Here is a 22,623-nt window from a genome sequence, read left to right as displayed (position 1 = left end):
CGTCCCCGCCTCATGCGCCCCATCTCATGTGTTCTGCCACATGAGTCCCCCTCTTGGCTTCTGCCGCATCTGTCCCGCACCGGCGAACTCCGCAAATCAGTGCATTCCGAAGCGATAGCTGGCGGGCACAGGCTCCCCAGGGCACACTTCCTGCCACAGCTCGGCGATCCCGTCTTCTCCCTCGCGGATGTCCGGTATCTCGACGCCGTCGCGCAGCATTGTCGCTGTTTCCTCGTCCCTGCCGACGCCCGCAAGGGCGAGTGCCGTCAGGAAGCGGACGCGTCCGACGTCGGACATTCCGGCGGGTGCCTCTGCCGCCAAGGCGAGCGCTTGCGCAGGGTTTCCATGCCGGATGCTGAGCGTCATGGCTTCGCTGAGCAGTGAGACATTGGAGGGCTCGAGTCGGCTTGCCGTGGCAAGCTCGGCCAGGCCTCCGTCAACATTGTTGGTGGCGAGCAAGGCAAGGGCCCGGCCTCTGTGGGCGAGGACTTTGGAACGGGGCGAGAGGGCACTTGACGCCAGTGCGTTGCCGTATCCGGCGATCGCGCCGGCGAGGTCCTGGCCGGCGTGCCTCATCGTGGCCAGGTGGAACTGTGCTTCCGCTCCCCCATCCTTTGCCAGGAGCTCTTCCCAATCGGCTCCAGCCACGAAGCTCCCGGCGCCCAGGAAACTCGCGCCATCCAGCAGGCTGTGCCACGGGCCTGTTTCCTCGATGGCGTCGGGGGTCGCATCATTGGCGAAGGGTGTACCGCTTTCGTCGAGCCACCCTCGGCCCGAGTGTCGCCGTCGGGCACTCTCCAAAGCACCCCAAGCGGTGCCGCGCACCAGCATCTGGTCCGGAGGCATCGCGTAGTTCCGCGTGGCTTCGGCGAGCGCCTCTTCCAGCGCCGCGTCCGGGACAAGGTCTTCGAGCCGGGCGCTGGCATGGGCCACGGCCTCATCCCAATCCTGGCCATGCGAGGTTCCGGGATCCAGTTTGGCGTTGCCGTAGGCCTCCACCCAGCTCCATTCGGCCCAGGCAGGCATGACCAGATGTTCGAATTGGGTTTGCGCCAGCCCTGCCTGGATCTCGGCGTACGGGCCGGCCCCGGGGCTGAGCCATTCCTGCCAGCGCTTCCCGCCGTCGCCCTGGCCCCAGACGAACAGCTTCTTCCCCCGCAGGAGGCTGGTAGACAGCATGGCGAGGCCGTCGCCGTCGTGGTCCACTGCAGCGATCCAATGCCGGTGTCCCGGCTGGATGTCGAAGAAGAAATCCGCAGCGTGCGGGCTGTTCACCAGCCACGTGGCATCCATGCCCTGGTGCTCCGTGGGCCGGACGCGGGCGATGTCGGTGGTGTAGTCGCTGCCGAAAGCCTCGGAGGCGGGCGCAATCACACGTGTTTCCGATGTCTCTGGAACGGCGGCGTTGCTCCACCAGTACATGGGGACACCGTGGTCATGGGGGTTGCGGATCCGGACCGCCGTGAGCAGAACGTCCGAGTCCTCCGGAAGCCACATGTCCACCTGGAAAACCACTTCGCGGAGGCGTTCGAACTCCCACATCCGCAGCACGTCGTGGCCCTCGGGCGTTTTGACGATGGCCGTGTGTAAAGGATCGCAGGTGGTGGGCGAGTGCCCGCGGGTACCGATGTTCCATTCGAGACCGCCCGCGAACCACGCTTTGCGCAGCGCGATGTTCGCGAATTGCAGGGTCCCGTGGGTGTGCAGGAGCTGCTTTCCCGAGGCCTTGTCGAAAAGCTCCCACAGCCGGCCGCCCAAGGTGGGGAGGACGACCGCTCGCAGCTTGCTGTTCTCAAGCACGACGGCGGGCACCTCGTGGGCGGTCCGCTCACGCGAGTAGCCGTCCTGCATCAAGTACGGGAACATGTTCGGAACTTGCCCGTAACGGGCTGCGGCCTGCAGTTCCTCCGGGACGCCGTCGCCGATCCTGTACGGCTGGTCCAGTTCTGCCGTGACCACCGGCAACGGGCTATTGGGGCCCACCTCCGCCATGCTCAGGGTGATAGTGGAGAAGCTCAGGTTTTGCATCTTTATGACTCCTGAATGGCATTTTCAATCGCAATGTTTCATACATCTTTGACCGAAGTCGCGCCTGTGTAAAGGGAACCACCCAAGTGACTCGCAGTTGATGCCGTTATGAGCACCCATAACGGCATTAACTGTCAGTCAGTTGGGGATCTCATCCGACAGCTGCGCGGGCTGCCCTCACCACTTCGCGGTCGGTGATCATGTACGCCGTCGGGTCCGAATGTCCCGGCGAATCGAGGGAACCGGCTTGGTTCTTCCAGGTGGAAACCGTGGACTTGGCCGACAAGTGGACCGCGCTCAGTCCTGCGGCGTGCAGGGCCGGGATATCGTCCAAAGCGAGTCCGCCGCCTGCCATGACCTCAAGCCGCCCCGCTGCCCGCCGGACCATGCGCTCGAGCGTCGCGATCCCCGCTCCCACGGTGGCGGCACCCCCGGAGCTGAGCACCCGCGTGAATCCGAGTTCCACGAGCTGTTCGACGGCGGATGCGGGCTCTGGTGTTTGGTCGATGGCCCGGTGGAAGGTCAGTTGGGCGGCAGGGTTGGTCTCGAGGGCTGCATCGGCGAGCTTTCGTGTGGCCTGGACGTCGATTTCGCCGGCGGCGGTCAGGACACCGATCACCACTCCGTGAGCTCCTTGGGTGAGCAGGAAGCGGATCTCCCGGTCCATGGTGTCCAGATCGGCGCTGGAGTACAGGAAATCTCCAGGCCGGCTACGGATGAGCGGGTGGATCTCCAGCCTTCCGGCCACGGCTTCCTGGGCGGCGTCCATAAGGCCTTGGCTCGGGGTCAGTCCCCCAAGCTCCAGGGCGCTGCATAGTTCAATCCGGTCCGCGCCTTCTTCAGCGGCAACGGCAGCGCCCTGGGCACCGACGCCGACGATCTCGAGTTTCATGGGGAAACTCTACGGCCACCGGGATGCACAGGGCGCTGCTGTAATGCTTCGCCTAGGACCGGTAGGGTTCCAGCTGCTGCTTTTGCTCCGGGGTGAGCCTGCGGACCCGGCCGGTGGACTCATCCACGAAAGCAAGATGCGTGCTGGCTTTGACGCAGTCCTCGCCGGTCACGGGATCCTTGATGACGTAGTGGAGGTCAAAGCTGGCACCCTTCACGGCACCCACCCAGATCTCAACAACTGCCGGAACGTTGCGGTATTCCAAGGTCCGGACGTACCGGACCCTGTGCTCCACCACAAGGGTCATGACCCCGTCTTCAACATCGTTGAAAATGGACACGGGTGGCTCGACACCAGGCAAACCTGCTCCGCGGGGCGGACCGAAGGCCGCGATACGGGCCTCCTCCAACATGCGGACGATCTGGACGTTGTTGATGTGCCCATAGGCGTCCATGTCGCCCCAGCGCATCGGCACGAGGACCGTAATTCGCTGGCTCAGCTGTGCACCGCCGTCGAATCATCAACAGCGACTTCCTCGGCATCCTCACCGGCAAACTGCGACATGTACAGGCGGTGGTACGCACCCTGCAAAGCGAGCAGTTCGTTGTGGTTGCCCTGCTCCACGATGCTGCCGTTTTCCATCACCAGGATGGTGTCGGCGTCGCGGATGGTGGACAAACGGTGGGCGATGACGAAGCTGGTGCGATCTGTGCGGAGGGCAGCCATGGCTTTCTGCAGCAACAACTCGGTACGGGTGTCAACAGAGCTCGTTGCCTCGTCCAGGATCAGCAGCGAGGGATCGGAAACGAAGGCCCGGGCGATGGTGATGAGCTGTTTCTCGCCCGCACTGACGTTGTTGCCTTCCTCGTCGATGATGGTCTGGTAACCGTCCGGTAGGGCCCGCACGAAGCGGTCCACGTAGGTGGCCTTGGCCGCTTCCATGATCTGTTCCTCGGTGGCGTCAAGGTTGCCGTACTTGATGTTGTCGTAGATGGTGCCGCCAAACAGCCAAGCATCCTGGAGCACCATTCCCACCTTGGAGCGAAGCTCGGAACGGCTCAGCTCCTTGATGTCCACCCCGTCCAGGGTGATACGTCCCGAGTTGAGCTCGTAGAACCGCATGACCAGGTTGACCAGGGTGGTCTTGCCCGCACCCGTAGGCCCGACGATCGCCACGGTGTGTCCCGGCTCGGCGCTGAGGGACAGGTCCTCGATCAGCGGATTGTCGGCAACGTAGCTGAAGGATACGTTCTCGAATTCGACGTGGCCGTCCGTGCGCGGCGGCAGGTGACGGGCCGCGTTCTCCGGCATTTCCTCGTCGGCATCCAGGAACTCGAAGACCCGTTCAGCCGAAGCCACGCCGGACTGCAGCATGTTGGCCATACCGGCGATCTGCCCGAGGGGCTGGGTGAATTCACGCGAGTACTGGATGAACGCCGTGGCATCGCCGAGGCTCATGGAGCCGGAGGCCACACGCAGGCCGCCGACGACGGCGATGCCCACGTAGCTGAGGTACGAGACGAAGTTCATGGCCGGGAAGATTACGCCGGATACAAACTGCGCCCCAAACGAGGCCTTGTACAGGGCTTCGTTGCGTTCGTCGAAGCGTTCCAGCATGTCCGCGTCGCGCCCGAAGACTTTGACGAGCTCGTGGCCGGAGAACGATTCCTCGATCTGGCCATTGAGTGAGCCCGTGTTCTTCCACTGGGCGGCGAAGAGCTTCTGGCTGCGGGCGCCGATCACGCCGGCAAGGACACCGGAGAGCGGCAAGGCCACCAGCGCGATCAGGGCCAGCTGCCAGGACACGATGAACATCATGACCGTGATGCCGAAAACCGTGAGCACCGAGCTGACCAGCTGCGCGAACGCCTGTTGGAGCCCTTGCTGGACGTTGTCGACGTCGTTGGTCACGCGAGACAGGATGTCGCCTCGCTGGCGGGTGTCGAAGTAATTCAGGGGCAAGCGGTTGAGCTTGCCCTGGACGTCATTGCGGAGGCGGTTGATGACCTTCATGACGATCTTGTTCAGGATGTAGCCCTGGGCCCACAGGAAGATGTTGGCCACGAAGTACATCAAAAGCACAATCGAGATCAGGAACGTCAGCTTCGAGAAATTGATCCCGTTGGTGAGCTCCATCTTGGAGACCATGTCCGCGAAGTTGTTCTGGCCAGCTCGGCGGAGTCCTTCGGTGAAGGCCGCTTGGCTCACGCCGGGAGGCAACTGCTTGCCCATGACACCGCCGAAGATCACGTCCATGGCGCTGCCGAGGATCTTCGGGGCGATGACGTTCAGGACGACCGAGACCACCACGAGGCCGATGACGAAGACCACGCCTGCGGCTTCCGGCTTGAGCAGTCCGAGGAGCCGCTTCGCGGACGGTCCGAAAGCCTTGGCCTTCTTGGCCGGCAGGTTGCCGAACATGCCGCCGTCGGCTTCGCCTGGAGTGTATTCGGTTTCTTCGACCCCGTCATCGTCCACGGCCGTGACGGCACCGGCTGCGTCTGCATCCTTCGCTTCCGCAGTTTCGCGCGCTGCGTTGGCTGCCTCGGCCTTCGCGGCCCAGCCACGCTTTTGCTGGTTCTGTTCGCTCATGCCACTTCCTCCGCGCTCAGCTGGGATTCGACGATCTCCTGGTACGTGGGTGACGTTTCCAGTAGTTCGTCGTGGGTGCCCCGGTCAACGATTCTGCCGTTGTCCAAGACGAGGATCTGGTCCGCATCCGCAATGGTGGAGACGCGCTGGGCCACGATGATGACCGTGGCATCCTGCGTCTTCTCCTTCAGCGCCCTGCGAAGGCGGGCGTCCGTGGCCACATCCAAGGCCGAGAAGGAGTCGTCAAAGAGATAGACCTTGGGTTGTGTCACAAGGGCCCGGGCAATGCAGAGGCGCTGCCTCTGGCCGCCGGAGACGTTGGTGCCGCCCTGCGCCACCCGCCGGTTAAGGCCGGAAGACTTTTCCATGACGAAGTCTTTGGCCTGCGCGGTTTCCAATGCATCCCAGAGTTCCTGGTCCGTGGCATCGGTCTTGCCGAAGCGCAGATTATGCTCGATGGTTCCGGAGAACAAGTACGGCTTCTGCGGCACGGTGGCCACGCGACTGGTGATATCGTCGCGGTCCAGGCTGGTGACCGGAACGCCGTCGAGCAATACATCGCCGGACGCGACGTCGTACAGGCGCGGCAGCAGCGACACCAAAGTGGTCTTGCCTGCGCCTGTGGATCCAATGATGGCGAGGGTCTGGCCCGGCTCGGCGGTGAAAGAAATGTTGCTAAGCACGGGAGCTTCAGCGCCGGGGTATTTGAAGGTGACATCGCGGAATTCGACGCGCCCCTTCTTCTCCGCGGGCGCCACGGGCGCCTCCGGATCGTGGATGGAGGGTTCGACGTCGAGGACCTCGCCGATGCGGTCCGCACAGACGGAGGCACGCGGGATCATCATGGCCATGAAGGTTCCCATCATGACGGCCATCAGGATCTGCAGGAGGTATTGCAGGAAGGCCGTCAACGAGCCCACCTGCATGTTGCCCGCATCCACCCTTTGGCCGCCGAACCACAGCACTGCCGCCGTGGAAAGGTGCAGGATCATTCCGATGGCAGGGAACATCAAGACAAACAGGTTGCCGATCTTGACCGAAACCAAGGTCAGATCCTTGTTGGCGTCGCCGAAGCGCTTGGCCTCGTACGGTTCACGAACGAAGGCCCTCACCACCCGGATACCGATGATCTGTTCGCGCAGCACACCGTTGATGGCGTCGATCTTCTTCTGCATGGAGCGGAAGAGCGGCATGAGCCTGACCACGAGGTAGCCAACCACGGCAACGAGAACCGGCACCGAAACCCAGACGAGCCACGACAGGCTGAGGTCCTCGCGCAGGGCCATGATGATGCCGCCAACGCACATGATGGGCGTGGACACCATGAAGTTCAGGCCCATCAGCATGAGCATCTGGACCTGCTGGACGTCGTTGGTGCCGCGGGTGATCAACGTGGGCGCACCGAAGCTGTTGACGTCCTTGGCCGCGAAGCTGCTGACCTTGCGGAAAACGTCCCTGCGCAAGTCCCGGCCCATGGCCATGGCCACGCGGGAACCGAAATAGACGCCCGCGATGGCCGCAATGACCTGGCCGAACGCGACAGCGAGCATCAGGGCGCCAGTCTGCCAGATGTAGTTGGTATCCCCCCGGGAAACCCCTTCATCGATGATCTTGGCGTTGAGGCTTGGAAGGTAAAGGGTGGCAATGGTAGACGCCAACTGGAAGATGATGACGGCCAGTATCTGCGGCAAATACGGCTTGGAGTAGCGCCGTATCAGGGTGACAAGCATGCCCACGGATCCTTAATGAGAGTGCGCGAATGACTTAATATGCGAATGACTTAATACATGGATAGCAGCAGGCGCTGACAGTATTAGTCCCTCAACTCTACGAAATCCGTTGCCTCAGCGAAATATTGATAGCTAAATATCATCCTTGCGGCGTACCTGAGCCGCTGCAGCGCTTCCAAGCCCGCTGGAGCGGCTCATGGCCCGCGTGACGTTCTAGCCCGCGTGACGTCCGGTTTCCCCTGCCCTCGAGGCTTCGCCCGCAATGAGCAGCAGGGCCACCCTTTCCTGGCGACGACGCTCACGTTTGAGTTCCTTGCGCAGCGCGGCCAACTCCTCAGCGGTCTTCGACTGCTCGACGGCGGTGGCCTGCTGTTCGTGGACGCGTACCTGGAGCTCGCGCTGTGCCTGGCTCAGCTGAAGCTGTTGCTCAGCCAGCAGTCTCTGGGTCAAGGCAAGCTGATCCTGGACCTCGCGCAGGCCAGCGGCGGGGTCCGGCCGTTCCTGCGTCAGGATCCGTGCAAACTCAAGGTCCAGATCATCGTGCTCTTTCTCAGCCGCCGCACGGGCGCGGCTGGCACCCAAGGGGGTGCCGCCGTCGTCGGCTGCCTGGGGAAGCGCTGCCTGGGGAAGCTCAGTGGATTCGATAACGGGCAGCGCTGAGGTGTCCAGTGTCATCGCGGCTTCGCCGGAAGCGTTTGCCAGCAGTTCTTTCGCAGGCGTTGCGTCCACCGTCTTCCGCAGCGGAACCTCCTTGATGAACAGGACCGCGAGGAAAGCGACCACGCCAATAGCCGCTGAGATGAGGAATATCTGGGCGGTTGCATCGCCGTACGCGGCACGCATGATGTCCCGGATCGGGGCAGGCATGTCCGCAAGATCCATGCTTCCACCGCCGGACCCGCCGCTTACCGGGATGTGGGCTGCGGCGAGGCCTTTGGTGGCAAGGTCCTTGACGTGCGTGGCCATGATGGCACCGAGCACGGAGACGCCGATCGCGCCACCCACGGAGCGGAAGAACGCCACGGACGCGCTGGCCGTACCGATGTCCTGGGCGCGGACCGTGTTCTGGACCGCGAGGACCAGGTTCTGCATCAGCAAGCCAAGGCCCAGGCCGAAGATGGCGGTGTAGCAGCAGGTAATCCACAGCTCAGTGGTGTGGTCGATGGTGCCCGTGAAGGCGAGGCCGCCAGCCAGCAGGACGGTGCCCGCCAACAGGAACCGCTTCCATTTGCCGTAGCGGCTGATCAGCTGGCCGGACGCCACTGAGCCCAAGAGGTTGCCCGCAATCATGGGCAACGTCAGAAGACCTGCCTCGGTGGGCGTGGCGCCGCGAGCTACCTGGAAGTACTGGCCCAGGAACGTCGACGAGCTGAACATCGCGATACCGACGGCCACGGAGGCCAGGATCGCCAATGCGGTGGTCCGCTGGGAGATGATCTTCAGCGGGATGATGGGCTCGGCCACTTTGGATTCGACCAGCACCAGCAGGGCAAGCAGAAGCACGCCGCCGCCCACCATGAGGGCCGACTGCCAGGAGATCCAGTCGTAGTAGTCCGGGTTGCCGGCGAAGGAAACCCAGATGAGGAGCAGGCTCACGCCCGAGGTCAGCAAGATGGAACCGAGCCAGTCGATCTTGGCGGGGCGCTTGATGTGTTGGATCTTGAGGGTCACCTGGAGCAGGATGAGCGCGACGACGGCGAGCGGCACACAGACGAAGAACGTCCAGCGCCAGCCGAGCGGGCTGTCAACGATGAATCCACCGAGCAGCGGTCCGCCGGCGGTACCAACAGCCATGACAGCGCCCATGTAGCCGGAATACTTGCCACGGTCCCGCGGCGGAATCATGGTGCCGATGATCGCTTGGGCCAAGGCAGTGAGCCCACCCAAGGCGATGCCCTGGATGACGCGGGCGGTCAAAAGGAACGGAATGCTTTGGGAGAATCCAGCCATGACCGAGCCGGCTACGAAGATCACGATGCTCAGCTGGACCAGTAGCTTCTTGTCGAAGAGGTCGGCGAGCTTGCCCCAGATGGGCGTGGTGGCGGCGTTGGCCAACAGCGCGGCCGTGATGACCCACGCGAAGTCCGTTTGGGTGCCATGGAGATCGGACATGATGGTCGGCAGGGCGTTGGCCACGATGGTGCTGCTCAGGATAGCGGTGAAGAATGCCGCGAGGAGGCCCGTCAAGGCTTCCATGATCTGGCGGTGCGTCATGGGCGCGGATGATGCCGGCACCGCCGTCGAACGTTCTTGTATTCGGGTTGCCATTGCTGCTGCTCCTAAGCTGTGTGGTTCGAGTAGTGGGAGCCGGCCGCCGTTGCCCGGACTGAGTGGTTGAGTGATGTGGTCAATTTCTCCAGGACCTGCCCCGCCTCCAAGGCGTCTTCCTCGCTCCACTCCGCGAGGTAGGCCCGCAAGTTCAGGCTGCGCTGCTCTTCGAAATCGCGAACCTTGTCAATGCCGGTTTCGGACAGGGCCACCAATTGGGCCCGGCCGTCTGCGGGATCGGGTCGCCGGACCACCAAGCCGAGTTCCTCCAGTTCGGCGATGTGCCTGCTGAGGACCGGGGGACTGACGCCGAGGCGCGAGGCGAGCTTCGTGGCCCGGGACTCCCCCTCGCCGATGAAGCGCATGACGCCCTGCAGGGCGAACCCAACGTCGGCATCCTTCGCGATGTTTGCGGTCACGATGCAACGCAGGACCCGCTGGAGATCGAAGATCTGATGGACGAGCTCGGTTGCCGTGCTGGATGCGACAGCCATGGAAGACCCCTCACTTTTGTTTGCCTAAAGCAACTATACGCCAATTTGATTGCTTTGGGAAACTAATGAAGTGCGAGGTGCGTTAAACGCCAAGCGCGAGCTGGCAGCCAATGCCCTCAATCTTCGAAAAGGGGTCAATAGCTGCCAGCTCGCGCTGGGGTTTGGGGCGTTTGGAGTGTCAGTCGCCCAAGTGCGTGGGGCCGAACATCTTGAGTAGGGTTTCAACCACGACGACGTTGGGGCCGTCCGCGGTGAAGCCCTCCCGGAGCGCGTCCCCGACGTCCTCGGGTGCCACGCGGCGGGCCGGGACGCCAAAGGCCTCGGCGAGCTTGACGAAGTCCGGGCGGGCCAGCTCGGTGGCGGTGGCCTTGCCGAAGGCGCCCACCATGTATTCGCGCAAGATGCCGTAACCGCCGTCGTCCACGATCAGCCAGGTCACCGGGACGTTGTGCTGCTTGGCGGTGGCCAGCTCCGAGATCGAGTACATGGAGGACCCGTCACCGGAGACTGCCAGCACGCGGCCCGGTTTACCCACGGTTTCCAGTCCAACGGCACCGCCGATGGCCGCCGGGAAGCCGTAGCCGAGGCCGCCGGCGCCTTGGGCCGAGTGGAACTGGCCTTCACGCGAATCCCAGCAGCTCCATCCCCAGTACGCGGAGATGGTCATGTCCCAGAAAGTCTGCATATCAGCCGGGACGGCCTCGCGGATATCGGCCATGAACTTCAGCTCCTTGCCGAGGTCCTGCGATTCAAGGCGTTCCTTGACCTTGGCCAGGGACTCCTTGACAAGATCCTCGGGCGAGATGCCGTGCCAGTCCGGGGCAGCCGCCGTCGGAGACAATGCCTCATCCAAGGCAGAATCCAGTGCCGCAAGAGCCTGGCCAGCGTCGGCGCGGATGCCCAAACCGGGGCGGTTGGACTCCAGGACCCGGGGTTCGGCATCGATCTGGATGATGCGCCCGCGAGGCTCGAAAGTGAAGTAGTTGGACGTCACCTCGCCCAGGGAAGAGCCGATGACGATCAGCACGTCGGAGTCCTCGAGGACATCCGTCATGTGGCGGTCCTCGATCCACGACTGCAGGGACAGTTCATGGTTCCAGGGGAACGCTCCGTTGCCGCCCGGCGTGCAGATCACCGGGGCACGGAGTTTCTCGGCGATCGACAGGAGCGACTTCTCAGCGCGGCCACGGCGCGTGCCGCCGCCGGCGATGATCGCGGGACGCTCCGCCGTCGAGAGCCATTTCACGGCTTCGCGGATCAGCTCCACGCGCGGCGGGTTGTCAGCCGCTTCGGCGAGGGCGTCTTCCACGGGCGGGACCATGATGGGATCCAGGAGCACGTTCTGCGGGATCTCGATCCACACGGGGCCCTGCGGGGAGGAAATGGCCTCGGTCCAGGCATCCTGGATGGCCGAGGGAATCCCCGAGGCGTGCTGGATGAGGCGCTGGCTCTTGGTGACGTTCGCGGCCGAGGCCTTCTGGTCATCAAGCTGGTGCAGCATGCCCTTGCGGCGCGCACCCAGGCCCTCCAAGGGGATCTGGCTGGCTACGACAACCATCGGTACGCCAGTCGCGTAAGCTTCCTGCAGCCCGGCCAGGGACGTCAGCGCGCCCGGACCAGTGGACAGGAACAGCACACCGACTTCGCCCGTGGCACGCGAGTACCCGTCGGCGGCGAAAGCGGAGTTGTTCTCCACGCGGGAAGAGACGAAGTGCAGATTGCCGCGGCCCATCGCGTCGAACAGGCCGAGAGCGTGCTGGCCGGGGATACCGAAGACCGTCTTCGCGCCAAGCGCTTCGAGGGTCTCGACGACGAGGTCCCCGCCGTTGCGCTGATCCGTCACTTCGTGACCGCCGGGGCGAAACCGGCCGGGCGCCGGGATTCCTGGCCAAGGGCCTGGGCAGCGTAGCCGTTCGGGGCGCCGTGGCGGTTGCCTTCGACGGCGTTGTCCGCCATGAGGGTTACGAGTTCGTAGGCAACGTGGCTGCCCGCGACGCCCGTGATTTCAGCGTGGTCGTATGCCGGGGCAACTTCGACGATGTCCGCGCCAACGAGGTTCATGCCACGGAAGCCGCGGATGATTTCGAGGAGCTCGCGGCTGGTGATACCACCGGCCTCCGGTGTTCCCGTGCCCGGCGCGTGGGCCGGATCCAGGACGTCGATGTCCACGGAAATGTACAGCGGGCGATTTCGGATGCGGTCGCGGATCTTGGCCACGGTTTCGAGGACGCCCTGGTAGTAGACGTCTGCCGAGGTGACGATGCCGAAGCCGAAGCGGTGGTCGTCGTCAAGGTCTTTCTTGCCGTAAAGCGGGCCACGGGTACCGACGTGGCTGATGGCTTCGGTATCGAGGATGCCTTCTTCGACGGCGCGGCGGAACGGAGTGCCGTGCGTGTATTCGGCGCCGAAGTAGGTGTCCCACGTGTCTAGGTGGGCATCGAAGTGCAGCATGGCCACGGGCTCGCCAGCGCGTTCGGCTGCGGCACGGAGCAGCGGCAAGGCGATGGTGTGGTCGCCACCGAGCGTCACGAGCTTGCTTCCGTTGGCGGTCAGGTCCAGCGCGTTCTGCTGGATGGTCTCGATGGCCTCGTTGATGTTGAAGGGGTTCACGGCCATGTCCCCGGCGTCGGCAACCTGGATGTTCTCAAAGGGGCTGACGTCCCACGCGGGGTTGTACGGGCGGAGCAGGCGGCTGGCTTCACGCACGTGGTTGGCGCCGAAGCGGGCGCCGGGGCGGTAGGAAACACCGGAATCGAAGGGGACGCCGACAACGGTGACGTCGGCCTTGGACACCTGGTCCAGCCGGGGCAGGCGGGCATAGGTGGCAGCACCGGCGTAGCGCGGGATTCGGGCCGAATCAATGGGACCAAGGTTGCCGTTGGCCTCAATACGAAGCTCTTCCAAAATGCGCCACTCCTTCAGTAAATAGATGAGATCGGGTTTTGACTGTGACACCAATCATACACTCAAAGTTGTCTTATAAGCATCACCTGTTTACATTCGAACGCTCTTCATGATGGTGACCCCCATCACATGATGCGTAAAGATTCCATAAAAACCGGCCTCCCCTCCCCCGACGCGCCCGTACGCTCCATCTGGAGCAGCTTCCAGGCTGCGCGAAAGGACCATGTGACAACGCTGACCAGGCCGCCCGCCGACCCCACCGACCGGCGGAAGCCCGCCGGGCAATTCAAGCGATGGCTGCTTGACGGCATGCCCGAGACGTCGGGAAAGCGGCAAGGTCCGCACGGAAAACCGGACGAGGACCACACGCCCCAGTCTTGGTGGAAGGTCATGTGCCTCACCGGCGTCGACTACTTCTCCACCCTCGGCTACCAACCCGCCATTGCGGCACTTGCGGCCGGCATCGTCTCACCGCTGGCTACGATCGTCCTGGTCGCCGTCACCCTGCTTGGCGCCTTGCCGGTCTACCGCCGGGTTGCTTCCGAGAGCCCCCGCGGCGAAGGCTCCATTGCGATGCTCGAACGCCTCCTCCCCCGCTGGGGCGGCAAACTCTTCGTGCTGGCGCTGCTGGGCTTCGCGGCCACGGACTTCATGATCACCATGACCCTCTCCGCTGCGGATGCGAGCGCCCACGCGATCGAAAATCCGTTCGCGCCGGAGTGGCTCCACGGCCAGGAAATCGCCATCACCTTGGCCCTCATCGCCGGCCTTGCCGTGGTGTTCCTGCGCGGATTCAAGGAAGCCATCAACGTCGCCGTCGTGCTCGTGGGCGTCTATCTGGTGCTGAACGCCGTCGTCGTCGTTGTCGGCCTGATGCACGTGGTGACCGAGGCGCATGTGGTGACCGACTGGTGGGCCGCCCTGAACCAGCAACACGGAAACCCGTTGATCATGGTGGGCATCGCGCTCCTGGTCTTCCCGAAACTCGCGCTGGGCCTCTCAGGCTTCGAGACCGGCGTCGCGGTTATGCCGCAAATCAAGGGCAGCCCGAGCGACACGGAAGCGAATCCCGCGGGCCGCATCCGCGGCACCCACAAACTGCTCACGACGGCGGCGCTCATCATGAGTGCCTTCCTGGTGGCCTCGAGCTTCATCACGACATTCCTGATTCCCGCCGCCGAATTCCAGCCGGGAGGGAAAGCAGACGGACGAGCCCTTGCCTTCCTCGCGCACCAATTCTTGGGCGACGGCTTCGGCACTGTCTATGACATCAGCACCATCGCCATCTTGTGGTTCGCCGGCGCCTCCGCAATGGCCGGCTTGCTGAACCTGGTGCCGCGCTATCTGCCACGCTTCGGCATGGCCCCTGCATGGACCAAGGCCGTCCGACCGCTGGTCCTGGTCTTCACTGCCGTTGCCTTCATCATCACGCTTGTCTTCAAAGCCAATGTGGAAGCCCAAGGCGGCGCCTATGCCACGGGTGTGCTGGTCCTCATGACCTCGGCCTCGATCGCCGTCACCCTGTCCGCCCGCAGGAAGATGCAGAAGGGCAAGACCATCGCATTCGGCGCGGTAGCCGTGGTCTTCGCTTACACCACGGTGGCCAATGTGGTGGAGCGACCGGATGGCATCAGGATCGCGGCGCTGTTCATCCTTGGCATTGTCCTGGTGAGCTTCGCGTCGCGGGTACGCCGTTCCTTCGAACTGCGCGCCACGCACATCAAGATGGACAAGATGGCGCTCGAATTCACGGCCGCCAATGAGGAAGGTCCCATCCGGATCATCGCCCACGAGCCAAAGCGGCTGACCGCCGATCGGTACCTGTTGAAGCTGCAGCACGCCCAGCAGGCCAACCACCTGCCGGAAGACAGCGACGCTATCTTCATCGAAATCATCGTGGATGACAGCTCCGATTTTGAGCAGGAACTCCTGGTGGAAGGCAAGCGCCGGCACGGCTTCAAGATTCTGGAGATCCACAGCAACAACGTGCCCAACACGCTGGCCGCGGTGCTGCTCCACATCCGCGACGTCACGGGTCTCATGCCGCACATCTATTTCCGCTGGACCGAGGGCAATCCGATCGCCAATCTGAGCAAATTCCTCTTTTTCGGCGAGGGTGAGATTGCCCCGGTAACCCGCGAAGTGCTGCGCGAAGCCGAACCGGACATCACGCGCAGGCCTTGGGTGCACGTGGGCTGAACATGGCAGTGTTGGTGCCGCACCTCGTGGTGCGGCACCAACACTTTCTTTCCAGCGGACCGCCTTAGCTGCGCGTCCTAGCTGATTGCCGAGGCCCCACGCTCCCCGGTCCGGACGCGCACCGCCTGGGATACCTCGATGGTCCAGATCTTGCCGTCCCCGAACTGGCCCGTACTGGCGCCGGAGATGATGGCGTCCACGATTCCGTCCACCAGATCGTCGGTGGCCAGGACCTCCACCCGGATTTTCGGGAGGAGGTCGGAGTTGTACTCCGCGCCGCGGTAAACCTCCATGTGACCCCGCTGTTGGCCGTAGCCGTTCGCTTGGCTCACCGTCATCCCGTTGACTCCGAAGCGCTCCAAGGCTTCACGGACCTCGTCGATCCTCTCCGGCCGCACTATCGCGGTAACGAGCTTCACGTCGAGGCCCTGCTACGGCTCAGCTCCGTTTCCTCGACCTTTTCCTTGGCGGTGCCCGCCGTCACGGGAGTTTTGCCGTTCTGTGGTTCCCCAGGATTGAAGGATCCGCCAACCATCACCAGCTCGTATGCGGTCTCCGCGTGCTCCGTGATATCGATGCCCGCCAGTTCCTCGTGCTCTTTGACGCGCATGCCCACTGTCTTGTGGATGGCCAAGCCAATGAGCGTGGTCATGATCGCAGTCCACGCGGTGACCATCAGCGCAGTCAATATCTGGGGCCAGAATTGAGTCAGGCCCCCGCCGTAGAAGAGGCCGCCTTCAGTCTTGGCCGAGGGTACGGCGAAGAATCCCAAGGAGAGGGTCCCCCACAGGCCACCGACAAAGTGCACGGCAACCACATCCAGGGAGTCGTCCAGGCCGATCTTGAACTTCAGCCCGATGGCTAGTGCGCAGACGGCACCCGCGACGACACCGATGACGAGGGCGCCAATAGGATCCACGAATCCACACGCCGGGGTAACTGCCACCAAGCCCGCGACGGCGCCGGATGCGGCACCGAGGGAGGTCGCATGGCCATCGCGGAGCCGCTCTACAAGAAGCCAGCCCAGGAGCGCGGCGCTCGTGGCCAGGAGGGTGTTTGTCCAAGCGAGCGCGGCGATTCCGTCAGCAGCCAGTTCCGAACCGGCGTTGAAGCCGAACCACCCAAACCACAGCAAGCCGGCACCGAGCATCACGAAGGGGAGGTTGTGCGGCCGGATGTTGGGGTCCTTCATGAATCCGAGCCGTTTGCCGAGCACTACGGCAAGCATCAGCCCGGCCATTCCGGCGTTCATGTGCACTACGGTGCCACCGGCAAAGTCAAGGGCTGAGATCTTGCTGCCGATGATCCCGGTGGATCCAAAGAGGCCGCCACCCCAGACCCAGTGGGCAATGGGCGCGTAGACAAGGGTGACCCAGAGGCCGGCAAACAGCAGCCATGGGCCAAACTTGACGCGTTCCGCCACCGCGCCACTGATCAGGGCGACCGTGATGATGGCGAAAGTCGCTTGGAATCCGATGAAGACCATGTCCGGCAGCCCCGGGGCTTTTCCGCCGATGACGCTGGTCAAACCGCTGAGTCCGAAGTTCGCGAAGGGATCTCCGATGAAGCCGCCCAGGGTATCCGGGCCGAACGCTAGTCCGTAGCCCCACAGGGCCCAGACCACCGCGACCACGCCAATGGCGCCAAAGCTCATCATCATGATGTTGAGGACGGACTTCATCCTGACCAGGCCGCCGTAGAAGAACGCCAAACCAGGCGTCATGAGAAGGACGAGGGCGGAAGCTGCGAGCATCCAGGCTGTTGCGCCGGGATCCAGGGTCTGGGGGCTCACATCCAGCCCTACGCTAAAGAATGCTGAGTTCATTTCGGGAGCCTTCCTGCATATACGGCGCTCCATGGCGCCCGCACGGCGAGACCATTTCTAAAACGAACAGGTCCTGGTGCCTCACGAGGTACCGACCTTGACGAGTTGCGTTGACTCGAAGGTACAGCCGCCCTGTTTCGGTATTCGGCACGAATTATTTCAAGCCCGTAACGCAGAAAGCCCGTGGGTTAAATTCTGAAGTCAGCCAGGTTTCCGGCTTGTTACACGCCGCGCGTCGCAAGGCGCCAGCTCCGCGCGTCGCAAGGCGCCAGCTCCGCGCCTCCCAAGGAGCCAGCATCAGCGGCTGGCTGCCGGCACCAGTATCCAGAGCACCTCAACGGGCTCGTCCGTGGGGTTGACCCAGGTGTGGGGCTCGCGGCCCGGGAAGGACAAGGTGTCCCCCTCCTCGAGCTCGTACTCCTCATTGGTGAGGATCAACTTGATGGCCCCCTTGACCACGTGCAGGACATCGACGTCGCAATCAACGGCGTAAAGCTCTGCTTCTCCGCGACCCCGGGGTTCGATGGTTGCCTGCAGAATCTGCAGCCGCCGCTCTGAACGGGCGGTCAGGAGCCGCTCCACGATCCCCTGGCCACCGAGCGAAATCCGCGGACCATCGTCTCGCCGGGTCAAGTGCGTTTCGGGCGCGGCAAAAAGCTCGCCAATTGATACTGAAAGGACTTGGCAAAGCGTCACAAGGGAAGCAACCGACGGCGATGTCAGGTCCCGCTCGACACGGCTCAGGAAACCCTTGGTCAGGCCGGTGGCATCCGCCACCTGTTCTATGGTGAGCCGCTGCGATTGGCGGGCAGCACGGATTCTGGAACCGATGGCAACGGGTACATTGCTTGGTTCAACGGGGAGAGCCTTCATTCACGAACCTTTCAGGCCGTTGCTACGGCCCTGTCATTGCAGCAATAGTAGCCGGATCGCTGGCGTGGCAGCAGAGACCTTCAGCAACACGCAAGGATACCCAGCGGGACCGGCGTCGGAATCCCCAAAAACTCTGCGCATCAGCTTCAGGAGCCAACCGTGGACTCTTCGTTCATCAATATTGCGATAGTGGTGGTGTACTTGCTTGCCATGCTGGCATTTGGCTGGTGGGGCAAGTCGCGCACCAAGAACAACAGCGACTTCCTGGTGGCCGGACGCCGCCTCGGCCCGATGCTCTACACCGGCACAATGGCCGCCGTGGTCCCTGGCGGCGCATCAACGGTTGGTGGCGTAGGCCTCGGCTACAAGTTCGGCATCTCCGGCATGTGGTTGGTGGTGGCCATCGGCTCGGGTGTGCTCCTGCTCCCGTTCGTCCTCAACGCCGCAGGCGGCCTCGACGGCATCCGTGCCAGGGTTGACGCCAGCTTCTTCCAGTTGGACGGCATCGGCGTGCAGACCATCATCACCTACTTCGTGGTCTACACGCTCGGCCTGCTGATCGGCCAGGACATCTGGCAGCGCGTCTTTACCGCCAAGACCCCCAAGGTGGCCCGTTGGGGCGGTGCCACTGCCGGCATCTACTGCGTCCTTTACGGTGTGGCCGGCGCCCTGATCGGCCTTGCCGCTCGGGTTGCCCTGCCTAACATCGACGTCAAGGCGCTTGGCAAGGACGTTGTCTACGCCGAGGTGGCAACGCACATCCTGCCGATCGGCATCGGCGGCCTGGTCATGGCCGCAGCGGTCGCCGCCATGATGTCCACCGCCTCCGGTGCCCTCATTGCCGCAGCCACGGTGGCCCGCGCCGACGTTGTCCCGTTCGTGGCCAGCTGGTTCGGCAAGACCATCAACACCGACGACACCGAAAACCCCGAGCACGACGTCAAGGCCAACCGCTACTGGGTCCTTGGCCTGGGCATCGTGGCAGTGTTGATCTCGATGGGGGCGCAAGACGTCGTGGTTGCCTTGACCATTGCCTACGACATCCTGGTGGGCGGCCTCCTGGTCGCCATCCTGGGTGGCTTGGTCTGGAAGCGCGGCACGGGCATCGCCGCGGCCTGGTCCATGGCCGTCGGCTCGGTCCTGACCCTGGCCTTGCTCATCGCTTACGCCACGGGAATCATCCCCAGCGAAGACGGCGTCTACGCAAACGATCCCATCTACTGGGGCCTCGGCGCCTCGCTGCTCGTCTACGTTGTTGTCTCCCTCCTCACGCCTCCCACGGAGCCCGAGGTCCGCGAAGCCTGGGACCGCCGCGTTGCCGGAGCGGTCACCGAGGAACTCCCGTTGGAGGTCCACGCGGTGGCCAGCCACTGAGCATCACAGAATAGATCACGACGGCGGCGCCGCACCTTCTCGTTCGAGAGGTTGCGGCGCCGCTGCCGTGTCCGGGCGCTTGACGCCTGGCGTCTTTAGATACAGGGGCGCCGGGGGCGGGCCTGCCTGTACAGTAGGAAGAACTTCAAGAGATGTGGCGCCAAGCTCCGACTTGCCATACGCCAACCCCATGTTCGCGGGTGGTTCGGATGAAGAAGCGGCCCGACCCCGGACCAGAGACAACCGAGCGGGCAAGAGCAACTCCATCAGGAGAAGGCAATGCCTTTGGAAACCGGCGCTACCGCCACAGCCAGCCACACCACACAGCCAAGCACCCTGCCCGTGCCCCGGGCCAGGCGGGTTGACGAGTTCGTCCGGGTGATTCCCGGCGTCGACCTCTCCCAGGGTTCCATCACGTTCGTGGTGGACGGCCGGCTGGAACGACTTTGGCATCACGAGCCGCGGCTCATCACCCAAGCCCTCTCACAAGCAGTCCAGCCTGCCCGCTGGTTCCCGGCAACACGGAAGCTCACGCTGACGGTGGCCGCAACCGGGCACCGGGCCGGCGTGGAACGGCACTTCATCCTGAGCGCGTTTTAGCTACCCAGATTCGGCGAGTCGGGGCTATTCGACGCTTCGGGGGCTATTCGATCTCTCCAACCTCACGGTGTTCGTCGACGTCGAGCGGAACCGGCCGTTCGTCGTCGTCGAGGACCTCGGATTGTTCTTCCCAGTCCTCGTCCACCTCCAGGTCCTCGTTGTAGTCGTAGGCGGGATCGGCCTCGACCGTGGGACGGTCGGGGTGGCGGGCGTGGGTCTCGGTGCTGTCCATGGTGCAACCTCCGTTCGACGTGCCGCTAAGCCCATCGCTAGGCAGATCAGGCAGCCGGTCACCACGCCACCGACGCCAATTCGTGGACCCTGTCCATCCATCCCAGCACTGCCCTATCCGGTGGTCAAGGCTTCGCGGGAGCCTCTCCGTATTTGAGGCATACCTAAAACGTCGAGTAAGGATTACCAGCCGAAAAACCGCGGGAATTGGCGATAAAGTGGACGTGCAATGAGGCGATGAAGCCCGCCCCAGCAACCCAGGAGTTCCGGTGCACCCGCCCGCAAAAACCCCGCATTCAGACAGTCCGTTGGACTCAAGCAGTCCATCGCAAGAGGCAGCAGCCACCAAGTCTCCCCCGTCGTCGTCGGACATCAAGCGCTGGCGGCAGTACTTGGCCGACGAACGCGCCGAGGCCGCCGTTTACCGCCAACTGGCGCAGCGCCGCGACGGCGAGGAACGCGAAATCCTTCTGGCCCTCGCAGAGGCTGAAGGACGCCACGAGGCACACTGGCTCAAGCTCCTCGGCGAACATGCCGGCATGCCGAAGGCAGCGTCCACGCGTAGCCAAATGCTCGGCTTCCTGGCCCGGAACTTCGGATCAGTGTTCGTGTTGGCCCTCGCGCAAAGGGCGGAAGGCCGCTCCCCTTACGCGAAGGATCCCGCGGCAACCCGAGCCATGGCGGCCGACGAACAGATTCACGAAGAAGTTGTCCGCGGCCTGGCGACGCGCGGCCGCAACAGGTTGTCCGGCACCTTTCGCGCCGCGGTATTCGGTGCCAACGACGGTCTGGTCAGCAACCTTTCCCTCGTGATGGGCATGGCCGCCACCGGCGTGCCCGCCGCCGTGGTCCTCTTCAGCGGGATCGCCGGCCTGTTGGCGGGCGCCCTGTCCATGGGTGCCGGCGAGTATGTCTCGGTCCGCTCGCAACTGGAGCTCCTCAACGCCACCCGCCCCACCCAGGCCACGCTGACCGCAGCCCCGGCCCTGGACATCGAACACAATGAGCTGGTCCTGGTGTACCTGGCCCGGGGCATGTCCCACGAAGCCGCCGAACACCGCGCCGCCGAACGCATGGGCCTCTACAGCTGCGATTGCGATCCCAGCCTCTCGCTCCATCCCGAGGCTGAAGAAACCGTGAACGAGCACGAAGCGGTTGGCTCCGCCTGGGGTGCTGCCATCTCCAGCTTCTGCTTCTTCGGCTCGGGCGCCATTGTGCCGATCCTGCCGTTCATCTTGGGCATGACAGGCTTCGCCGCGCTCGCTGTGGCCGGTACGCTGGTGGGCATCGCGCTTCTGTCGACTGGCGCCGTCGTCGGCTTGTTGTCCGGAACCTCGCCGCTGACACGCGGCCTCCGGCAGCTGGCCATCGGACTCGGTGCGGCCGCGGCCACGTATGGGCTGGGGCTCGTTTTCGGCGCTGTCATCGGTTAGTCGCGTCGGCCCGCTTGGGTTGCGGGGATCAGGGATTTGGGGGAAGACGTGCATTCGAACTACGGGTACGACGGCGGGCCGCCGCCTCCGCAGCGGCGGCCCAGTACCGCCGTCGCACTGTTCCGAAACCTGATGGTCGTGGCGATCGTCGCGGCCATAGCAGTGCTTGTGAGCGGTTTCCTCAGGGGCGATCCCCGGATCACCGGTCTGCTTCCGAACCTGGGTCCCTCCGCCCAGGCCCCCAGCCACAACTCTTCCCAGGGCGCAGATTCCGGGCAAGGGGCGCAAAAAGCCGCGCGTGCCCCGGACACCCCGCCACCTGGCCTGGAGGAAGCCGGCCACGCGCTCGGCTCCCCCGCCAAGCCAGCTGTGGCAAGCAACTCCTACAAATTCTTGGCCACCAACGCCGACGGCACACCCGTGGGCTACTCACCGTGCCGACCCCTGCACTACGTGGTCAACGCGGCCCTGGCCCCTGCTGGCGCCGAGGGGCTCATCGCCGACGCCATTGCGAAAATCTCTGGAGCCACGGGCCTCAAATTCGCCAACGACGGAGCCAGCACGGAAACCCCCTCCGAGAAGCGCAAGCCATACCAACCGGCCCTCTACGGGGATCGTTGGGCACCCCTGCTGATTTCCTGGACCACCCCCGAGGCCGCCCCGGCATTGGCTGGATCCGTTATCGGCACCGGCGGAAGCACCATGTACAGCTTCGGCTCGGGCCCGAAGAGCTATGTGACGGGAAGCCTGGACTTGGACGCCCGGCAAATCAAGGAACTGCTGGGCGTCCCCAGTGGTGCCCACTACGTCTCGGCGGTGGTGCAACATGAGCTGGGCCACGTGGTTGGCCTTGACCACGTGGAGGATCCAATCCAGCTCATGTACCCGGAGATCGGCGCCCCGGATGGCTTGGCGGCCGGAGACCTGAACGGCCTTTACAAACTCGCATCCGCACCGTGCCGCAGCGACCTCTAGCCCCGCCCCACCTTTGGCACTGCCCCCCACCAACTGGACATGCCCACCGTTCAGCCTAAGCAGTGGACATATGAGTACTATGTCCACTGCTCGTGGCCAAGGCTGGGCGTGCTCAACGGACGTCTAGGCCGAAGTTACGTCGGCCTCTTGTCTGGATTCGTTGAGTTTCCGGGCAGGAGGCCTTCTTTCGGTCGGAAGATGTAGA

Annotated in this window: 18 protein-coding genes and 1 riboswitch; of the genes, 5 read left to right on the top strand and 13 right to left on the bottom strand. The window is 63.8% G+C overall.

Annotation, left to right across the window (positions count from 1 at the left end):
• Positions 1-96 precede the first annotated feature (96 nt).
• From OOZ51_RS14015 to speB, 9 genes are all read right to left on the bottom strand, one after another.
• Positions 97-2,028 carry a DUF5107 domain-containing protein gene (locus OOZ51_RS14015; RefSeq protein WP_265980303.1) on the bottom strand — a complete coding sequence of 644 codons (1,932 nt, stop codon included), beginning with the start codon at positions 2,026-2,028 and terminating at the stop codon, positions 97-99.
• Between the two features lie 151 nt (positions 2,029-2,179).
• Positions 2,180-2,920: a copper homeostasis protein CutC gene (locus OOZ51_RS14010; RefSeq protein ID WP_265980302.1), complete on the bottom strand. Its 741-nt coding sequence runs from the start codon at positions 2,918-2,920 to the stop codon at positions 2,180-2,182.
• Between the two features lie 52 nt (positions 2,921-2,972).
• Complete coding sequence (locus OOZ51_RS14005) at positions 2,973-3,389, bottom strand: acyl-CoA thioesterase (protein WP_265980414.1); 417 nt, start codon at positions 3,387-3,389, stop codon at positions 2,973-2,975.
• A 26-nt stretch (positions 3,390-3,415) separates the two neighbouring features.
• A complete protein-coding gene (locus OOZ51_RS14000; RefSeq protein ID WP_323054757.1) occupies positions 3,416-5,512 on the bottom strand; it encodes an ABC transporter ATP-binding protein in 2,097 nt (698 codons plus the stop codon).
• Positions 5,509-7,242, bottom strand: coding sequence for an ABC transporter ATP-binding protein (locus OOZ51_RS13995; protein ID WP_265980301.1), 1,734 nt, complete (start codon positions 7,240-7,242; stop codon positions 5,509-5,511). The genes OOZ51_RS14000 and OOZ51_RS13995 overlap by 4 nt, the downstream gene beginning before the upstream one ends.
• Before the next feature lie 213 nt (positions 7,243-7,455).
• Entirely contained in the window at positions 7,456-9,510 is a 2,055-nt protein-coding gene (locus OOZ51_RS13990) for an MDR family MFS transporter (RefSeq protein ID WP_265980300.1), read from the bottom strand.
• A gap of 11 nt (positions 9,511-9,521) precedes the next feature.
• Entirely contained in the window at positions 9,522-10,004 is a 483-nt protein-coding gene (locus OOZ51_RS13985; protein WP_265980299.1) for a MarR family winged helix-turn-helix transcriptional regulator, read from the bottom strand.
• Between the two features lie 178 nt (positions 10,005-10,182).
• A complete protein-coding gene (locus OOZ51_RS13980) occupies positions 10,183-11,847 on the bottom strand; it encodes a thiamine pyrophosphate-binding protein (protein WP_265980297.1) in 1,665 nt (554 codons plus the stop codon).
• The gene (gene speB, locus OOZ51_RS13975; RefSeq protein WP_265980412.1) at positions 11,844-12,908 is read right to left on the bottom strand and encodes an agmatinase; all 1,065 of its coding nucleotides are present in this window, start codon (positions 12,906-12,908) and stop codon (positions 11,844-11,846) included. The genes OOZ51_RS13980 and speB overlap by 4 nt, the downstream gene beginning before the upstream one ends.
• Before the next feature lie 225 nt (positions 12,909-13,133).
• Between speB and OOZ51_RS13970 the strand changes: the two genes are divergently transcribed.
• Positions 13,134-15,107, top strand: a complete 1,974-nt coding sequence (locus OOZ51_RS13970) for an APC family permease (RefSeq protein WP_265980411.1) — start codon at positions 13,134-13,136, stop codon at positions 15,105-15,107.
• A 77-nt stretch (positions 15,108-15,184) separates the two neighbouring features.
• Here the strand turns inward: OOZ51_RS13970 and OOZ51_RS13965 are convergent, their stop codons facing one another.
• The 3 genes from OOZ51_RS13965 to OOZ51_RS13955 form a co-directional block, all read right to left on the bottom strand.
• Positions 15,185-15,526 (bottom strand): P-II family nitrogen regulator, encoded by a 342-nt coding sequence (locus tag OOZ51_RS13965; protein WP_265980296.1) that lies wholly within the window; start codon positions 15,524-15,526, stop codon positions 15,185-15,187.
• Complete coding sequence (locus tag OOZ51_RS13960) at positions 15,523-16,932, bottom strand: ammonium transporter (protein WP_265980295.1); 1,410 nt, start codon at positions 16,930-16,932, stop codon at positions 15,523-15,525. Before OOZ51_RS13960 ends, OOZ51_RS13965 begins: the two co-directional genes overlap by 4 nt.
• A gap of 297 nt (positions 16,933-17,229) precedes the next feature.
• A complete protein-coding gene (locus tag OOZ51_RS13955; protein ID WP_265980294.1) occupies positions 17,230-17,805 on the bottom strand; it encodes a helix-turn-helix domain-containing protein in 576 nt (191 codons plus the stop codon).
• A 159-nt stretch (positions 17,806-17,964) separates the two neighbouring features.
• On the opposite strand from OOZ51_RS13955, the gene OOZ51_RS13950 reads away from it, so the two are divergent.
• Together OOZ51_RS13950 and OOZ51_RS13945 are read left to right on the top strand one after the other, a co-directional pair.
• The gene (locus OOZ51_RS13950) at positions 17,965-19,179 is read left to right on the top strand and encodes a sodium:solute symporter family transporter (RefSeq protein ID WP_265980293.1); all 1,215 of its coding nucleotides are present in this window, start codon (positions 17,965-17,967) and stop codon (positions 19,177-19,179) included.
• 143 nt (positions 19,180-19,322) lie between these two features.
• A riboswitch (SAM riboswitch) is annotated at positions 19,323-19,443 on the top strand.
• A gap of 15 nt (positions 19,444-19,458) precedes the next feature.
• On the top strand, positions 19,459-19,779 hold the full coding sequence (locus OOZ51_RS13945; protein ID WP_265980292.1) for a hypothetical protein: 321 nt from the start codon (positions 19,459-19,461) through the stop codon (positions 19,777-19,779).
• A gap of 43 nt (positions 19,780-19,822) precedes the next feature.
• On the opposite strand, the gene OOZ51_RS13940 is transcribed toward OOZ51_RS13945, so the two are convergent.
• Positions 19,823-20,011: a hypothetical protein gene (locus OOZ51_RS13940; protein ID WP_265980291.1), complete on the bottom strand. Its 189-nt coding sequence runs from the start codon at positions 20,009-20,011 to the stop codon at positions 19,823-19,825.
• A 307-nt stretch (positions 20,012-20,318) separates the two neighbouring features.
• On the opposite strand from OOZ51_RS13940, the gene OOZ51_RS13935 reads away from it, so the two are divergent.
• Positions 20,319-21,443 carry a VIT1/CCC1 transporter family protein gene (locus tag OOZ51_RS13935; RefSeq protein WP_265980410.1) on the top strand — a complete coding sequence of 375 codons (1,125 nt, stop codon included), beginning with the start codon at positions 20,319-20,321 and terminating at the stop codon, positions 21,441-21,443.
• Positions 21,444-21,491: 48 nt separating this feature from the next.
• Entirely contained in the window at positions 21,492-22,418 is a 927-nt protein-coding gene (locus tag OOZ51_RS13930) for a matrixin family metalloprotease (RefSeq protein WP_416346384.1), read from the top strand.
• Positions 22,419-22,623 lie beyond the last annotated feature (205 nt).

Source organism: Arthrobacter rhizophilus (assembly GCF_026241105.1).
In the GTDB taxonomy this organism is placed as follows: Bacteria; Actinomycetota; Actinomycetes; order Actinomycetales; family Micrococcaceae; genus Arthrobacter.
Note: the sequence above shows the minus strand (reverse complement) of the source record. Positions and strands in the feature narration are given on the sequence as shown.

Excerpts from the sequence above, each read along its gene's own strand:
- OOZ51_RS14015 (WP_265980303.1), bottom strand. The coding sequence starts at position 2,028 with ATGCAAAACCTGAGCTTCTCCACTATCACCCTGAGCATGGCGGAGGTG.
- OOZ51_RS14010 (WP_265980302.1), bottom strand. The coding sequence starts at position 2,920 with ATGAAACTCGAGATCGTCGGCGTCGGTGCCCAGGGCGCTGCCGTTGCC.
- OOZ51_RS14005 (WP_265980414.1), bottom strand. The coding sequence starts at position 3,389 with ATGCGCTGGGGCGACATGGACGCCTATGGGCACATCAACAACGTCCAG.
- OOZ51_RS14000 (WP_323054757.1), bottom strand. The coding sequence starts at position 5,512 with ATGAGCGAACAGAACCAGCAAAAGCGTGGCTGGGCCGCGAAGGCCGAG.
- OOZ51_RS13995 (WP_265980301.1), bottom strand. The coding sequence starts at position 7,242 with ATGCTTGTCACCCTGATACGGCGCTACTCCAAGCCGTATTTGCCGCAG.
- OOZ51_RS13990 (WP_265980300.1), bottom strand. The coding sequence starts at position 9,510 with ATGGCAACCCGAATACAAGAACGTTCGACGGCGGTGCCGGCATCATCC.
- OOZ51_RS13985 (WP_265980299.1), bottom strand. The coding sequence starts at position 10,004 with ATGGCTGTCGCATCCAGCACGGCAACCGAGCTCGTCCATCAGATCTTC.
- OOZ51_RS13960 (WP_265980295.1), bottom strand. The coding sequence starts at position 16,932 with ATGAACTCAGCATTCTTTAGCGTAGGGCTGGATGTGAGCCCCCAGACC.
- OOZ51_RS13955 (WP_265980294.1), bottom strand. The coding sequence starts at position 17,805 with ATGAAGGCTCTCCCCGTTGAACCAAGCAATGTACCCGTTGCCATCGGT.
- OOZ51_RS13945 (WP_265980292.1), top strand. The coding sequence starts at position 19,459 with ATGCCTTTGGAAACCGGCGCTACCGCCACAGCCAGCCACACCACACAG.
- OOZ51_RS13940 (WP_265980291.1), bottom strand. The coding sequence starts at position 20,011 with ATGGACAGCACCGAGACCCACGCCCGCCACCCCGACCGTCCCACGGTC.